General features: G+C 46.0%; 18 protein-coding genes. 6 read left to right on the plus strand and 12 right to left on the minus strand.

Going from position 1 to position 16204, the window contains the following annotated elements; genetic code table 11:
* Nucleotides 1–63: 63 nt before the first annotated feature.
* Both NSQ38_RS00985 and NSQ38_RS00990 read right to left on the minus strand, forming a co-directional pair.
* The gene (locus NSQ38_RS00985) at nucleotides 64–480 is read right to left on the minus strand and encodes a DUF4395 domain-containing protein (RefSeq protein ID WP_338590858.1); all 417 of its coding nucleotides are present in this window, start codon (nucleotides 478–480) and stop codon (nucleotides 64–66) included.
* A 71-nt stretch (nucleotides 481–551) separates the two neighbouring features.
* Complete coding sequence (locus NSQ38_RS00990; protein WP_339786343.1) at nucleotides 552–1478, minus strand: 2-dehydropantoate 2-reductase N-terminal domain-containing protein; 927 nt, start codon at nucleotides 1476–1478, stop codon at nucleotides 552–554.
* A 168-nt stretch (nucleotides 1479–1646) separates the two neighbouring features.
* Here NSQ38_RS00990 and NSQ38_RS00995 point away from each other — a divergent pair, with 168 nt between their 5' ends.
* Nucleotides 1647–2216 carry a TetR/AcrR family transcriptional regulator gene (locus NSQ38_RS00995; RefSeq protein WP_339786346.1) on the plus strand — a complete coding sequence of 190 codons (570 nt, stop codon included), beginning with the start codon at nucleotides 1647–1649 and terminating at the stop codon, nucleotides 2214–2216.
* Between the two features lie 145 nt (nucleotides 2217–2361).
* On the opposite strand, the gene NSQ38_RS01000 is transcribed toward NSQ38_RS00995, so the two are convergent.
* A complete protein-coding gene (locus tag NSQ38_RS01000) occupies nucleotides 2362–3147 on the minus strand; it encodes a CbiX/SirB N-terminal domain-containing protein (protein WP_339786349.1) in 786 nt (261 codons plus the stop codon).
* A gap of 1 nt (nucleotide 3148) precedes the next feature.
* The gene (locus NSQ38_RS01005) at nucleotides 3149–3439 is read right to left on the minus strand and encodes a YerC/YecD family TrpR-related protein (protein WP_017690665.1); all 291 of its coding nucleotides are present in this window, start codon (nucleotides 3437–3439) and stop codon (nucleotides 3149–3151) included.
* Nucleotides 3440–3893: 454 nt separating this feature from the next.
* Here NSQ38_RS01005 and NSQ38_RS01010 point away from each other — a divergent pair, with 454 nt between their 5' ends.
* Together NSQ38_RS01010 and NSQ38_RS01015 are read left to right on the plus strand one after the other, a co-directional pair.
* The gene (locus tag NSQ38_RS01010) at nucleotides 3894–4532 is read left to right on the plus strand and encodes a tyrosine protein kinase (protein WP_339786352.1); all 639 of its coding nucleotides are present in this window, start codon (nucleotides 3894–3896) and stop codon (nucleotides 4530–4532) included.
* Between the two features lie 132 nt (nucleotides 4533–4664).
* A complete protein-coding gene (locus tag NSQ38_RS01015) occupies nucleotides 4665–5753 on the plus strand; it encodes a DNA alkylation repair protein (protein ID WP_339786353.1) in 1089 nt (362 codons plus the stop codon).
* Nucleotides 5754–6039: 286 nt separating this feature from the next.
* On the opposite strand, the gene corA is transcribed toward NSQ38_RS01015, so the two are convergent.
* The 4 genes from corA to NSQ38_RS01035 form a co-directional block, all read right to left on the minus strand.
* Nucleotides 6040–6999 carry a magnesium/cobalt transporter CorA gene (gene corA, locus NSQ38_RS01020; protein ID WP_339786355.1) on the minus strand — a complete coding sequence of 320 codons (960 nt, stop codon included), beginning with the start codon at nucleotides 6997–6999 and terminating at the stop codon, nucleotides 6040–6042.
* A 308-nt stretch (nucleotides 7000–7307) separates the two neighbouring features.
* Nucleotides 7308–8297 carry an inorganic phosphate transporter gene (locus tag NSQ38_RS01025; protein WP_062836232.1) on the minus strand — a complete coding sequence of 330 codons (990 nt, stop codon included), beginning with the start codon at nucleotides 8295–8297 and terminating at the stop codon, nucleotides 7308–7310.
* 14 nt (nucleotides 8298–8311) lie between these two features.
* The gene (locus NSQ38_RS01030; protein ID WP_076215091.1) at nucleotides 8312–8929 is read right to left on the minus strand and encodes a DUF47 family protein; all 618 of its coding nucleotides are present in this window, start codon (nucleotides 8927–8929) and stop codon (nucleotides 8312–8314) included.
* 317 nt (nucleotides 8930–9246) lie between these two features.
* Nucleotides 9247–10323, minus strand: coding sequence for a DUF3048 domain-containing protein (locus NSQ38_RS01035; RefSeq protein ID WP_339786358.1), 1077 nt, complete (start codon nucleotides 10321–10323; stop codon nucleotides 9247–9249).
* Between the two features lie 338 nt (nucleotides 10324–10661).
* On the opposite strand from NSQ38_RS01035, the gene NSQ38_RS01040 reads away from it, so the two are divergent.
* Entirely contained in the window at nucleotides 10662–11201 is a 540-nt protein-coding gene (locus tag NSQ38_RS01040; RefSeq protein WP_338590843.1) for a DoxX family protein, read from the plus strand.
* A 157-nt stretch (nucleotides 11202–11358) separates the two neighbouring features.
* Nucleotides 11359–11571, plus strand: a complete 213-nt coding sequence (locus NSQ38_RS01045) for a hypothetical protein (protein WP_017690673.1) — start codon at nucleotides 11359–11361, stop codon at nucleotides 11569–11571.
* A 168-nt stretch (nucleotides 11572–11739) separates the two neighbouring features.
* Here NSQ38_RS01045 and NSQ38_RS01050 read toward each other — a convergent pair whose 3' ends face one another.
* The 3 genes from NSQ38_RS01050 to NSQ38_RS01060 all read right to left on the minus strand — a co-directional run bounded on the left by NSQ38_RS01050 (nucleotide 11740) and on the right by NSQ38_RS01060 (nucleotide 13947).
* Nucleotides 11740–12525: a class III extradiol ring-cleavage dioxygenase gene (locus NSQ38_RS01050; protein ID WP_339786361.1), complete on the minus strand. Its 786-nt coding sequence runs from the start codon at nucleotides 12523–12525 to the stop codon at nucleotides 11740–11742.
* Nucleotides 12526–12628: 103 nt separating this feature from the next.
* Entirely contained in the window at nucleotides 12629–13459 is an 831-nt protein-coding gene (locus NSQ38_RS01055; protein WP_036606057.1) for an alpha/beta fold hydrolase, read from the minus strand.
* Nucleotides 13460–13713: 254 nt separating this feature from the next.
* The gene (locus tag NSQ38_RS01060; protein WP_091038808.1) at nucleotides 13714–13947 is read right to left on the minus strand and encodes a hypothetical protein; all 234 of its coding nucleotides are present in this window, start codon (nucleotides 13945–13947) and stop codon (nucleotides 13714–13716) included.
* 466 nt (nucleotides 13948–14413) lie between these two features.
* Here NSQ38_RS01060 and NSQ38_RS01065 point away from each other — a divergent pair, with 466 nt between their 5' ends.
* Nucleotides 14414–15172, plus strand: a complete 759-nt coding sequence (locus tag NSQ38_RS01065; RefSeq protein WP_339786364.1) for a hypothetical protein — start codon at nucleotides 14414–14416, stop codon at nucleotides 15170–15172.
* A 26-nt stretch (nucleotides 15173–15198) separates the two neighbouring features.
* Here the strand turns inward: NSQ38_RS01065 and NSQ38_RS01070 are convergent, their stop codons facing one another.
* Entirely contained in the window at nucleotides 15199–16113 is a 915-nt protein-coding gene (locus NSQ38_RS01070; protein ID WP_339786366.1) for an AraC family transcriptional regulator, read from the minus strand.
* Nucleotides 16114–16204: the final 91 nt, after the last annotated feature.

The raw sequence follows: 16204 nt of genomic DNA on the forward strand, positions 1-16204 counted from the left end.
GGGGGATTTCGTTATAAAGTTATCGTAGCATCCCGGATACTTATATCACTTCTTCAGCCAACCTCAAAATCCGATTTTTCTGCCCGCACGCAGCTGTTTATACCAGAAATAGACGGTGCAGCCTACACAATAACCCAGCAGTGCCGCGCTTGCAGCTGCGAGAAGCATGACGGAGAATACATAACCTGCGGCTACCCAGCCAAGCGAGAACGAGATGAGTGCCAGAGACAGGAAGAGCACAGCCAGAATATTGTTGAATCGCTGCAGCTCCACCGCCTGCGTCTCTGTCCCTTTACCAGTTAACACAGCTTTCCCAATCTGCACAAACAGATTAAGCTTTCCACTGGAAGCCAGACCAACCACCTGAATGCTCCACAGCGCTCCCAGCACTACAATTGGATTGAACACAAACGAGAGTAAAACAAACAATACAATACCGACCTGATTTGCTTTCACATAACGCATGGGCACTTCCCGCATCTGTATATCTCCTTATCCCCATTTTATTAGTTGGTTTTATTGTAGTCGGTATGCAGGGAATGAGCAACACTTCATTTAAGGATAGTATAATCTCTTTTCAGCACGTCCCAATGGGGAGTCCGGATACCTGTTGTCTTTTTCCAATCGGTAAATGCATTATTCAACGCTTCAATCTCTCCAAAAGAACCCGCAATCAGCTTATGAATTGGAAGCACACTGTATATCTTCAACAGAAGGTACAGCATCCGTTGATGCCTGCGAATCATTTTAGCCTGAATCTCCGGTATAATCGTTATGCCCATAGCTTCAAGTACGCTAAAGCCTTCATCCATCGCCCTAATCATATGTTGGATTTGCTTTCTATTCCCGTCCAACTTGATCAACTCACGCTCCTCATTAAAACTCACCGCATTAAGCATCAGAATGGGGATGATATGGCTTTTCAGCCAGGCATCAATATCGCTTAAATAATTTAACTTGTATTTCACACGTTGGAAAGCTTGATCCAGCAAAGGTTTGAAGCCTATCTCACCGTCCAGACTGCCGATCACCATTTGTGCGCTCCCTCCACCTATGGATAACATGCGGTCCTTGTCACGCCTACCTCCACTCACATGGAATCCGAACGCGACCTGTTTTCCCCTCGGACTATGCTCTTCCAGATAGGTCTGCATGCTTCGTGCATCTGCGTTGTTTCCCACGATCACAATATTGCTGCTCTGATTCTCTGCCAGAATAGGTAACACTGAAGGGAAATCGTTATATTTCATGACAACAAAAATCAGATCATATTGGTCATCCACTTCCAACGTTCTGGCTACCCGAACCTGATCAACTGTCGTTTTGAATTGAAAAATATGCCGGATGACGATTCCATCCTTCTCCAGCTCCTCTGCCCGCTTCCCTCTAGCCAGAATAGTAACATCATTGCCGCCGCGCACCAGAACCTGTGCCAGTTGACTGCCCAAAACCCCCGCACCATACACTAATATCTTCATTGGTTATCCCTCAATTTCATAGTTTATAAATAATCGTTGTTTTATCAACATTTGTTGATAAAATAAGAGTAACAAAGCACCTACTGTGCTTCAATCGTTAAAATATCCGTTTTTGTTGAATAATCAACGAATGATTCCTTATTGTTGAAAACCATCATAGGAGGGGCCATGGACAGACGAGTACTCAAGACACGAAAGGCGATAATTGAAGCTTTTGTGGGGTTACTGGAGGAACAGGATTTTGAGCAAATTACGATAAACGATATTGCTGATCGGGCTAATGTAAATCGAGGAACCATCTATTTGCATTACGATGACAAGTTCGACCTGTTGGATCAATGCATTGAGACCTATTTGCAGCAGTTGTTGGATGCCTGTATGATCGAAAGCTCTACTACAACACCCGTTACAGCCAAGGATGCGCTGCTCAGAACTTTCCGTTATCTGGAACAGCATGCCTCTACCTATACTACACTTCTAACCAAAAAAGGTATTCCGGCATTCCGTAGTAAGTTGATGGGATTGTTGGTCCAGGGAGTGGAGGAACAGATGGATGCCTGTGGCATTCAGGAGGGTATGAAAAAAGAGATCACCATACAGTTTCTTGCTTCCGCTGCTGTGGGCCTCCTGGAGTGGTGGATTATGAATTCCATGCCTTATCCGGCCGAGGAGATCGTTGACCAATTAATAAGTTTACTGGAGCTACATTTGCAATTGCACGCACCCATTAATGGATAGCCCAATCTCTTTCAAGTGATCTACAACAAACAAAAACCACGTCCTTCGACGTGGTTTGATTGTTTATGAAGCTATGGAGTTCAAATCAATTGGTGCGACATTACTGCGAGCGATGTGATTACACACCTATGCCAAAGCAATCATTTCAAGAAGAAACTTTAACTTCATTACATTTCTCCAGCAAAATCTGGATTTGGCGCTCCAGCCACTGCACAAGCAATGGATGTGGCAACAGTGTCTCACCGCTGTACACATAGTTCAGTTCCTGCAGCCGATCCGGGATAACGTTCCTCGTGAAATAACCGGCACTCAAAAATAGCGGCGCCACAATGACTCGGTTTCCCCGCTCTTCACTCCAGTACTTCACTTTGTCGTACACACTCTCCGGATTCAGCAATGCATAATCCGTATGGGCTACACCACTAACTTCCTGCACACGCTCTGCAAGGGAAGAAATTCCGGCTTCCCAACGCTCGCGAAAACCATCATGAATACTCCCATGGCCTACCAGCAAAATCGTTTCCTTCTCCGGTTGCTGCGACAATAATCGGACTTTGTCCCACACCATCACGGCAATATCCGGATCGTTATCCACCGGATAACCGAAGTGAACCCGAGCCTTTACATCGAACGGTTCCAGATCCGTTTCGCGATCAGGTGTTTCCTTTGCACCAATGGCATATTCAATCTCATCCACATGTGTACTCCCGGACGAAACAAATAGAGGTACGACTAGAATATCGGTTACACCTTGTGCTTCCAGTCGGTCGATACCGTCCTGGATTAGGCGTCCTTCCACAAGTTCAAGAAAACCGGCTTCTACCGGTAATGGAACAGGCAGATTCAACCGGGAGATCGCGTCATCGACGGATTCCACCCAGGTCTGCTCCTGTGAACCGTGACTGATGATGAGTACACCCGGCTTCTTCATGTTAGCGTCCCAGGCGTTCCAACGTCATTTTATAACCATCATTGCCGTAATTCAGGCAGCGTTTCACACGTGAAATTGTAGCTGTACTCGCACCTGTCTCTGCTTCAATCTGGTTATACGTATTGCCTTTACCCAACATACGAGCCACTTCCAGCCGCTGGGACATGGATTGGATCTCGTTTACTGTGCAGAGGTCATCAAAGAAAACATAACACTCTTCAATATCTTTTAGCGTCAAAATAGCCTCAAATAGTTGTTCAATGCTTTTATCATTTAGCTTTTTCAGCTGCATTTCATCATCATCCCCTAGCGGTTACTGTGTACCTACATTGTACTCACCCTGAGTTGGTATTTCAAGCGTTACCGATTTCACGCACTACAGAATAAAAATACATGTTACCGCTTACAAAAGGTACTATTGTCCTCCCCTCACGCACATCAGGCGAAATTACCGCACTTTTTCCCAGTTTTCACCTGTATATATCCGATTACTTATGTAGGATTTCAATCCTCCTAAATGTTACAATTTTGTGTCTAAACTGCATTTTACTCTTCGTGTACCTGCCATCATACATGCGCCCAAATCCGCAAATATCCCGTTTTCCGGGATACCCGCCTACGCCGTCTCTCCGCGAATGACATACAGTATAACAAAAGGGAGTTCCACTACCGTATATGATATACATCTGTCAGGAAACTTGTGGAACGCAATTCCAAAATCCAATATAGAAGGAACGTGATCGTTCATGCCACAGCATTATTATCACCGCCAGCCAGCACAAGGGCAACGTCCGTCTTCTCATGCTCATCGGCAGGCACGTACTTCTGCCTATATGCCTCCCGGTGTGGTTCCGCGGTCTTTGAATGAAACTCAGATTCAACCGATGTACCCTGGAGTAGAGCCCCATTACCCGGGCTTCGGTGAAGTCGAAGCATCTGCAATCGTACCGTATGGGCAAGGTGCTCCAGGCGGGAACTTTTATGGAGGTGCAGCTCAGGTGGTTCCCCCTGCTCCGGTACAGGCGCCTGCTGCTACAGGCAGTTCCGGGTTTTCGTTAGCCAACATCGGTGAGTTAAAAGGAATGATCGACCGCTTCGGCGGTATTGATGGGATCATGAGTGGAATAGGCAAAATGCAGAAGGTCGTCGGTGGTATCCAACAGATGGCTCCGATGATGAAACTTGTTATGGGCATTCTGCCTTTTGGAAAAGGAAAATCGAATAACAGCGCAGCTGATGCAGACTATGAAGAATATACGCCGCCCCGGAAACGTAAAAGCAAACGTCGGAACAAAACAACGAATGCTACACGTCGCCGCAATACAACTCCAGTCCGCCGCAAATCCAATACCACCAAGCGCCGTCCCAAAAGTCGCAAAGGTTAAATTCATCCAGGCACCCCCTTACAGAAGGTGGGTGCCTTAACACCGTTCATTAATATATCAAAAATTTCAGGAACTTATGTTCTTATTTCTGTAATTTGAGGTATACTTGATAATAACTAAAGGAGGCGGACCATGGAACTTATCAAAGACAAATACACTCCCGCATTAATCGATCGGACCGGCGAACAGTTGCGTCAATTCTACCCTAAGCTGGATACACAGCAATTTCATGAATTGGTTTTTGCTGAAGGCTGGGAACAGTTGGAATTCAAAGCGCGCATTCGCCGAATCACACTGGCCTTGACTTCAGTACTGCCCGACAATTATGAAGAAGCATTACATATTATTGAACAAGCCGCTCCGAATATGAGAGGCGTTGAATATCTCTTTGTACCGGATTTTATCGAAGTGAACGGACTTGACCCAGAGGATTACGAGTTATCCATGAAGTATCTGACCCTCTTCACACCTTATTCCAGCTCCGAGTTCGCGGTACGCCCGTTTATTAAACATTATCCAATCCAAACGATGAAACATATGATGGCGTGGGCAGAGAGCAACAACGAGCATATCCGCAGACTTGCCAGTGAAGGCAGCCGGCCACGTTTGCCATGGGGTGCCAAACTCCAGAACTTTATCACTGATCCAACACCTGTACTTCCGATTCTGCATGCATTGAAACAGGACGAGTCCCTCTATGTTCGCAAAAGTGTCGCCAATCATCTGAATGACATCTCCAAGGACCACCCTGAACTGGTTATGGATCTGGCCACGACCTGGTACGGACAACATGTACACACCGACTGGATTGTCCGGCATGCCAGCAGGTCATTACTGAAGAAAGGACATAGCAAAGCACTAAGTCTTTTTGGTTATAACGAGCAGGATTCGATTCACATTGAGCAGCTTCAGCTTGTCCAGGATACGATTAGCATTGGCGAGGATCTTCATTTTTCGTTTGATGTCGTTAATGAGAGCGGCGAGTCACAGATGCTGCGAATTGAATATGAGATGGGTTATATGAAGGCAAACGGCAAGCAGGCTCCCAAACGATTCAAATGCTCCGATAAAATGTACCCGACAGGCAGAACCAAGGTAGCCACCAAACAATCTTTCAAAATCATCACAACAAGAAAATACTATGCTGGACTGCATACGCTAACAATTGTTGTGAATGGTAAAGAGACGGCAACGACTTCTTTTGTCCTTGAAGTGGGGTAACAGGAAGACATCGTAAGTTATACACAGCTTATTGCTGCGGAATAGTTATTCACATGTGGATACATTTATTTTCAAAACTTCCAATAGAAGAATCAGAAAGGCCACCTGGCAATCATCTTCCGACAGGTTATTCCATTCCTGCCTGAGATCCTTGTCCAGTGGCCCTTTTCATATGTAACAAACGTTGCTTCAACTATGCAATCTTCTTCTGATGATCTGCTCGTAATAGCGTGCGCTTATCACCGAAAGATGGAACTGCATTTAGAGCAGTAAAGTATCACATTTTCTACTTGAACCATCCACGCTTCACAAACCAGGCCACCATGCTACCTCCAAGTACAAACATTAACAATAACACAGCCCCATACCCAAACTTCCATTGAAGCTCAGGCATATAGGCAAAGTTCATACCATATATACCCGCAATCAGTGTGAGAGGCATAAATACGGTCGTAATCACCGTGAGTGTCTTCATGATCTGGTTCATCCGGTTGGAGTTCAGGGAAATATAACTGTCACGTAGGTCGGCCGTCATCTCCCGATCGGCTTCAATCATATCCGTCAGTTTCAATAAATGGTCATAGATATCGGTAAAATAAGCCGTATGTTCGCCTGTTCGCTGCACATGCTGGGAATTGACCACCCGATAGAGCAGATCCCGCATCGGTACTACCGTTCGTCTGAGCTTCAGCAATCGAGTCCGCAGATCAAACACCTGGTTCATCAAGTCCTCAACTGACTCTTGTCCACCCCGGTTCTCCAGTTCAGCCAGTTCATCCTCAATCGCAAATAAAGACGGAAAATAATGATCGACCAGCTTGTCCATCACCGTATAGGCTGCTGCCACTGGACCTCGCGCCCAGATGGTTCGTTCATGTGCATGGTGCAACAAGCGTTCCCACGCTTCATCCACTTCCTCCAATACACCATGATGAAAAGACACTAGGAAGTTTGATCCGAGAAATAAGTCAACCTCCTCGGCTTCCAGTGTGGTCGGGTTCAGTGCATGCAGCACAAGAAACTGCAGATTATCATAATAATCGAGCTTGGGCCGCTGCAACACATGCAGACAATCCTCTATGGCTAATGGATGAAAATGAAAATATGTATCCAGCAAACGGCTTTCCTCTTCCGTTGGCTGGTTAAAATCCGCCCATACCCAGGCGTAATCGTTCAGATCCAACTGTGTAAGTGGTACGTTAACGGAGACTTGATGTTCTCGTGTAATGGCGAGTGTACGAATCATAAATCAGATCACATCCTTGTCCTGTATCTATACGTTATTGTACACAGGTACCTTCAAACTCGACAACAAAAAAAGCCAACCCTGTTGGCTTCTCTCATTTCCCTATCCACAGTTCCCTGTATCCACAGGAATATCTTCTTTTGGTTTATCATTCCACGGATGGCTATCCACATATCCAGCCTGTCCACACGTTCATGCACAGGCGTCTCTTGATTTTGGTTGTATATTTATCCACATATCCCGATATTCACACAGTTATGAACAGTTTGTCTGGTAATCCAGAATTCGTTCGGGATAACTTTCTCTCTTTAGAAAATGATCCAGTACAACAATCCTGCCAGTCCCGCAGTAATCGGAATCGTAATGAACCACGTAATAATGATACGTCCAGCAAGTCCCCATTTCACAGCAGAGAAACGTTTCGCGGAACCCACACCCAGAATAGCTGATGTGATCGCGTGCGTTGTACTCACTGGAAGGTGAAGCAACGTTGCTGTGAAAATAACGGAAGCAGCTGACAGATCGGCGGCGAATCCGTTAATCGGTTCAATTTTAAAGATTTTGGTACCCATCGTTTTGATGATTTTCCAACCACCAATGGATGTACCCAGAGCCATCGCGGTTGCTGCTGAGATTTTAACCCACAGCGGCACTTCCAGATGATCTTGCACACCTGCTGCAACCAAAGCAAACGTAATAATACCCATCGCTTTCTGTGCATCATTCGTACCATGTGTGAATGCTTGCAGTGCTGCCGTGAAAATCTGTACCGTACGGAAACCTTTATTCACGTTATGCGGACTGCGTTTGGCGAAAATATATTTGAGAATCGTCATGACCACATAACCGATGGCAAACGCGATCAGAGGTGATAATAGCAAACCTCCGACGATATCAATGAATCCGCTCCATTTCACTTTATCAGATCCTGCGCCAACAAGCACGGCACCTGCAAGGGCTCCGATAAGTGCATGTGATGAGGAAGACGGAATACCAAACCACCATGTAACCAGGTTCCAGATAATCGCTGCGATCAAGGTGACTATGACGACCTCGATCCCGTTATCCAGCGTGGTGGGGTCGGTCACACTCCCCCCAATCGTCTTCGCAACGCCTGTAAACATCATCGCACCGACAAAGTTCATCACCGCTGCCAAAAGGATCGCGCGACGTGGCGTTAGTGCCCGTGTTGATACCGAAGTAGCAATGGCATTCGCAGTGTCGTGAAAACCGTTGATGAAGTCAAACGCCAGTGCAAGGAAGACGACTATACCTAATACCCAAATCGTTGTTTCCATTATTCTCTGGCTCCTTAAGAATTACGCATAATGATGGATTCGAGCACATTCGCCACGTCTTCACAAGCATCCGTTGTTGTCTCAAGACGTTCGTAAATTTCCTTACGCTTGATCAGTTCAATCGGATCAGACACGGTAGCGAAGAGATGTTTGATACACATGCGCAGCACTTCGTCGCCCTGGTTTTCCAGATCATTCAAACGAATGGTGTATTCACGGATGGCCAGCAATTTTTTCTGTGACAGCAGATGAATCGCCTTCTGAATTTCGTAAGCCGATTGGCGCAGAATTTCAGAGAACTGAACGATAAATTCGTCCGGATCCGTCAGTTGGTACATATAGAAACGGGAAGCCGTTGCTTCGAGTCCGTCCAATACGTCATCAAGTGTTGTTGTCAGCTCCATAATATCATCGCGTTCGATCGGCGTGATAAATGTTTTGTTGAGTTCTGTAATGATCGTATGCACGTAATCATCACATTTCGACTCGTACTTCTTCATTTCATTGGCAAAAAGAGTCACATCCTGAAGGTTGGAAACATGCTGGGAGAAATAATCTGCCGCTTGAACAACCGTATCTGCCATATTCTCCAGTGTCTCAAAAAATATATCCTTCTTCTTCTTAAGCTTCATAGCTCTATCCCCTTTACGAGAAAAATTGCCGATAACCGATGAAACATGAAATGACAACCTTTGATATCTTATCATATTTGTTTCATGGTTTGTACAAAAGGTGTGATCCTTTTTTATATTCTTATCACATTAATCTGAAATGAATCTTAATTATTTGGAATAATGGTAAATTCAAGTCAAGATTTTACACTGCGTTTACAATCCGACATCAAATTTCAAAATCGACACGATTCTACTTTTCACGCCAAGGTACAATATCATGCCTTTTCGACGACAAAATGGATACATGTTTCATCGTTTTCTTTCATTACATCCTTTTATTGCTGCACAGCCAGCTTCACATGACTAGAAAATTCCGGTTGATTGGGAACAATGCTGATAAAGGTTTTGCCAGGCACAAGAGCCACTTCACTGCCATCCTGAACAAACCGTATAATATCCCCTTGCTTCTTCACCCACTGCCCACGAATCATCTTGCCTTTCTGGAACAACATGGCTTCCCCGCCTTGTTCCAAATTAACGGACAACCGACCTACACTATCGAGCACCTTGTGATCTGCACCTGCCACAATGATGTTCGCTGCGCCAAGTTGAGTCCCATTATCCAGATCCTGATCTGCCTTACCATTCACCATTCTCATATATCGTCCGCTAACTTCATCATAATCATACGTCACCCGGTAACTATCCAATAAATAATGGATATCGAATTGCTTCACTGCATCTCCTGCGGATGTTGCGCCTTCTTCGTTGTAGATGTATACGGGAGACTTGAAATCATGGCTATAACCCTTGATATCTGCTCCTTCTCTCAGCTTGTCCGCTGAAGTATACAGATTATGTGGGGCTTTACGATCCGAGGAACGCCAGAAGTAAGGTCCACCATTCGAGATTTCATCCATATGCTGTTTCTGCTGCCTTTGCAAAATGGAATACGCCTCCGGACTGCCTCCGGCATGAACAAGTACCCCGTCATAACTCTCACCAAGCTCAATCAGATATGGACGTATACTGCGAACAGGTCCAACCGTCTCCGCACCGCCTTCACTCTGGAAGATGGCTATGAAACGGGTAATGCCACCCTCTGCGAGGACTTCAAGAATGATATCGGCTGAACTTAGACCCGATTGGGGCCGAGCTGCTGGTGCATTATTAATCATTACGGCGAGTGGTCGACGCGTAATCGCTTCATCTACAGGCAGACCCGTCAAAGGTGCTGTATAGAGAGATGTATTGGACTCTTCCACAGTCTGTTCTTCTTGTACAGGTGCAGGTGTCGGTTCTGGCTGAACTGGCATCTGCGCCACCTCCTGGTTTTGGCAGGCAACAAGACTTAATGAGAGAATAAACAGAGATGCAGCCGATGCTGCTTTGTTCCATTTAAAAAGCTTCAATATAGGACCTCCTGAACGATATGGCCTGGTTCTAAGTTGTGATATATGTCTCATGTGGGCAACCATTTCACGTATTTCTTTCCATTTAATCACACCCCATCCGATTTGTCTGCGCCCAGAAGGCCTTGATACAGCCTGAAATTCACATTTGAAACAGCGAATCGCGAGAAAAATATGTCCTAAATGTGAACTTCTCAAACCTTACTTAAAATTTGAACTAGATTGTGATTTTAATCACAAACAAAACGACTTTTGAACTATACAATAAAGACATCAAAGGTGATCACTTAGAAAAAACAAAAACAACACACACTAGATTCCATGAAGGAGTGGTTCATATGTTCAGCTTCAACCAATGGCTTAGAGAAAACAAAGTAGCAATGTGGATTTTGACAGTACTTCGGGTGTATATCGGTTACGATTGGATGACTCACGGATGGAGCAAATTGACTGGCGGATTCGAAGCTGGGGGGTTCCTTGCAGGAGCACTGGAAAAAACAACGGGTGATCATCCAGCAGTTCAAGCATGGTGGGGAACGTTCCTTGAGAAATTCGCAGTACCAAATGCAGGACTGTTCGACTTCGTTATCCCTTTGGGTGAATTCCTTGTAGGTTTGGGTCTCATCCTTGGCTGCTTCACTACACTGGCAGCACTGATGGCTATGGTCATGAACTTCGCGTTCCTCTTCTCGGGAACAGTAAGCACGAATGCTCAACTGGTTGTAATGGAAATCTTCCTTGTTGTTGCTGGTGCAAATGCAGGTAAAATCGGTCTGGACAACTGGGTACTGCCTTACCTTCGCGGATTGATCACTCGCAATAAAGGCAATCATCCTAAAGACACACCAACGATTAGCCCAACTCACAAAACAGCTTAAGCAATCATTCATAGAATTCTCAGCCCTGCTCCCAATCCCCCTGGAGAGCAGGGCTTTTTACTCTTCAAGATCAGCCTGAATGCCCTCACTGACTTGCTCATCCACAGAAAATCATATTATGATGAAATAAAGTTGAACTTCAAAGGAGTACACGATAATGCCGACCCAGCGACGTCTTGAGACCGATGCGGACTTCCAGGAAGCCATGAATATGAAGTATAAGGTTCGAGTTTTTAAAGATAATCACCAGATTGACTCGGGTGGCATCATTATCCGTTTTGACAGCAACACCGTAGTTGTACAATCCAGTGTCAGTGAGCTCGCTTATCATTCCCGTACAGACTGTGAATTGTTCGAAATCCGCAAATAAAGATCTATTGCATAAATAAGTCCTCGTATTGAAAAGAAGGTTCCTTTAACCCATCAAGGGTGTACAGGAACCTTCTTTTGTTTATATATTGTAATTGTATACATTAACACAAGTTATCCGTACCCAACTGGCTTCAAACACCATAATTAGGCTGTTGTCTGTTCCAAGTTACACGCCGTCTCCAAACTGCCAGCAGTTCAAGCTGAGCGTTCCATAAGGGTAAGACTGGAATAAACGCTTCGCTGATCGGGACATATCCGCTGTACCCATGGCGTAGAACAAAGGTGCAAGGTGTTCTGTACCATACGACGGAACTGCCGTGCGTGCATGAGGGGCTTTTTTCTCATATTGAAACAGTTCTCTTGTGTTCCACTGCTGCAAGCGGTCACCGATCCAGTTATCAAATTCCACCGCCCACTCTTGCGGTTCATCCGTATTGCCCAGCAATCGTAAATTGTGAACCGTTCCACCACTGCCAATGATCAGCACATCATCATGACGCAGCTGTTCCAGCATTCGGCCAATATCATACTGTTCCTGCGGCGTACGTAGCGAGTCTACAGATACAGCAATCACAGGGATATTAGCCTCGGGATACATATGGAGCAACGGTACCCATACGCCATGATCCAGCCCTCTGCCTCGAATCGGCTGATGTGCCAGATTGCTGCGGGTGAACAAAGCACATATCTCGTTGGCTAAATCTGGCTGCCCAGATGCAGGGTATTCCATCGTATACATCGTAGAAGGAAATCCGTAAAAATCATGCAAGGTCTGATGTGTATCATCCATCGTCACGGACGGTTCAGGACAATCCCAATGCGCCGTAAATACAACAATGGCTTTCGGAGCCGGCAGCCTGTCTCCAAGCTGGTTCAAGAAGTGAGTGTAGTCATTGCTCTCCACCGCCAGAGCGGGAGAACCATGCGCAATGAAAAGTGCGGGTAATGTCATTGCTGCCAACCTCCAGACACGGATAGAATGCTTACTCCTCTATTTTACCCTTAAGAAGGCGCTTTTCCAAGCTGACATCCCCAAACAGTTGTAATCCTGCCACTTATATCATCCAGTGCTGCCAATCCTGCTCGATCTTCTGACGTTCGCCCAGCCACTCTCTCGTACGCGTAATGAGCTGTTCCCGCTCTTTACCTGAAGAGAAGGTGTGATCGCCTTGGAAGATAATCTCCTTGTCGCAACGACCTTCCTGACGCATCCAGAATACCTTTTGATACAGGAATGCGTAGTCTACAGGAATAATCTCATCTGATGTACCATGCACGACGAGAACATCACCGCTAAACTTAACTGCTTCCTGGAATGGCTGTTGTTCAGCAAGAGACTCGAAGAAGGTTGGTGTGAATTTGTATCCAAGATAATCAGCCGCACCCAGTTTCACGCCTTCATCGTATACTTCCCGTCCCGTAATCTTCACGATATCATTGAATGGATAACCTACGGAGGACCACATAACCAGGTTTTTAACACGTTTGTCGCGCACAGCAGTTAGTAACGCAACGGCCCCACCCAGACTATGACCAATTAGCGTAACACGCGTAGGATCTACATCACTGCAATTCACCGCGTAGTCCAGCACCGAACGGGTCTGCAGCACCATGGACTCCAGTCCCTCCGCTCCGTACTCCCCGCTGCTCTCTCCGCAACCGATATAATCGAAACGCAGGACCAGATAACCGTCTTCAGCCAGCTCCCGTGCAGTCTTTACAAACAAACGATCCACGCCGATCCGACTACCAACGAAGCCGTGGCAGATGACTGCCAGAGGTACTCGCTGCTGACTCTTCTCCTCCTTGATATCTTTCACAACCGGATAATGAATCGTGGCTGTTAATTCTTCCTGCCCATGACGGATACTGATCTGACGTTCCATACCGATTTCCCCTTTCCACGCTTAGCCTGTTGAGTTCCATTTATTAAATATATATAATCCGATAAGTTTAGTGTGTATTAAGATGTTATTCATATATTATCATCCCGTAACCTTCAAGTCAACGTAAGTAAGAACCCTTTCTACGTTGACTGCTAATCTACATTTTATCGGTTGATAAGCGCAAAAAAATGAGCCAAGCTGGTGACAGCTGGCCCGGATATCATTTGGAATTCAAACCAAGTGTTGCAGGATCGTTATTCGTAGCTTCTACGGAACATCTCGTGGGTCTCCACCCGTCCATTCCACTCATGCTCATGACCCGAATCACTATTGTCCCAGAAACTTCTTCCCCTCAGATTGCCATCTGTCAGTTCTTCTGCATACTCCGTATCTTCAAGGTTCTCTTCAAAGGATACAACCTCGTCCACGACTCCACGGGAGTTGCTGTTCATTAGCAGCTTCCGCGTCAATTCTGTTTGTTTATCCATAACAAGCACACTCCAATCTTGGATTTCTGTTGGAAATGCTACTATTGTGATGGAATCGGCTGCTCTTTATGCATACTTCACACAATCGTTAGATCTGGGAGGCGTGAGGGATTATTTTCACATGAACGGGGGAAAATAAACGAACAATCATTGGCAGCATATGCCTCGGAGTCCTTATGCCGAAAGGAATGAATTCATGGAACATCTACTGGAATGGATTCAACATCACGGTAAACTGGTGCTGTTATGCACCTGCGTTATACTGGCCTGTGTATGGATATGGGTCCACCATGAGCAGCTTTTTTATAAGGAATGACTTTGCGAAACGAGAGCCCTTCCCGTATACTAAAATACCGTCAGGGTCTTCAGTCAATTGGAAGATCAGAATGTGTGTAGACAGGGGGAGCAATCATTGGGGATTTCCTATAAGAAGCTTAAAGAAATACAGAATCGGCAAATAACTGAGATGAGTAGAATGACACCTGAACATGTGAAATTGTATGACGAGATCAGCACAATTGCGCGTCATGCGCCAGCGGACGAGAGAACACAGGAAGAATGGATTCTCTCCGCAGGAAAAGCGATCGTACAGGCTCAGCGGGATAACAAACCCGCTCGCGAGTTATACGGACCTGATCTGGAACAAGACATCCATGCACAGCTCGGGATAACAAATACAGCACCGGAGAAGACAGATGCCGTTGAGGTGGGTAAATCCAGCCCAACCCGTGGTAATAGTCCATCAGCTTCATTGAAAAAGAAAGCCAACGCTGTAGAACCACAGTCAACGGAGAATCCAGAGCCTGTGAAACGGACACCAAAGTGGTATGCCATGATTGCTTGGGCGGCTTTGTCTTTTGTCATGTTGATTCAAGGATGTGTGGGATTGTTCGTGGGTTGGACTGGCGGAGATACGGAGCCGTTCCAACACATCAGTCTGTTCTCTCTAATCGTTGCGGCAGTTGGCGGTATTGCATTAGTGGAGATGCTTCGCCGTCTTGCTGAGCGACCGGACGATGAAGGAGCGGACAAGAACACCGTACCTAAGGTTAACCTTAAGGGCATCATCATCTACATCGTCATCGTGGTACTTGTGCTGTTTGTGGGGTATCCACTTCGTGATAAGCTTCCGGTATTTGCACTGGCTCCGTGGGTGAGTGCAGTGATCGGAGTTGTGGGACTTGCAACGGTAAGGCCTCTATTTGGACAAAAGAAAACAGCATAACATGTTATATAAGCTATTAAGGGACTTCACGAACTCGTGAGGTCTTTTTCCATTTGGAGCCGGTTCCTATGCTTGATTCCTTTTCCCGGTGTCTCTCCAAACTCCCGCTTGAACATCCGGATAAAATAGTTCACTTCCATGCCTACGGTCTCTGCCGCCTCTCGTACACTTGCTCGTGGGTGCTTGTCCAGCCATTCCGAAGCCTTCTGCAAACGCAATCGCTGCATATATTGATGTCCTGTCACGCCATAATGATGATGAAATAATCGGTTGAGATGTTGCACCGAATAACCCACTGCGTCAGCGATGTGCTTCAATAACAGATCGTCCTGATAATGAGTATGCATCAAAGCTACGGCTCGGGTAAGTGCATCCAGTGCATCCTTGCTCGGATCTGACTCCCGATTAGAACGTGTTACAGTACCGTCATGTGCCATCGATGATTCATCACCTCCAATACCTACAACAGATGGAATTTTCGATTGTGCTATATCCAAAATGAGCTGGTAGATCAGGGTTGATGTGTTCCACATCTCCATTGCTCCTTGATCCAGCGCATGCCAGAGATTGGTCATGCGGGACCAGATGATTTCAAAACCGGAGATAGGGTACGGCTCGTTCTGAAGCAAACCTGCGCTTTGAAGTACCGATCCAGCCGATGCACCGCCAAAACCGATATAACCAAGTTCTCCTTTGGATTTGGAATGAGGCACATACTCATGCGCAATCCCAGGTTCCACGATGAATACCTGCCCTGCTCCCATCGTCCATGTCCCTTTTCCCGGAAGCCTGAACTGCCCTTCACCGCCGCCTGACAAAAACAACTGATACACCGGAAATCCATCCGGTCTATGCAGAACTTTCTCTTCCTGCGTGCCCACACAATACAGGTACAGCGGCAACCGGGAATCCGGCAGGCCCGTCAAACGAAATGCAAGCATTCCATCATTCCTTTCGGCTCATAGGCTTCTACATAAAGTGAACTAAAGATATTTACACTAGCCACTCCGTTTCGTGTAAATGTCTAGTTCG

Origin of the sequence: Paenibacillus sp. FSL R7-0313, from assembly GCF_037969885.1 — a bacterium.
GTDB lineage: Bacteria > Bacillota > Bacilli > Paenibacillales > Paenibacillaceae > Paenibacillus.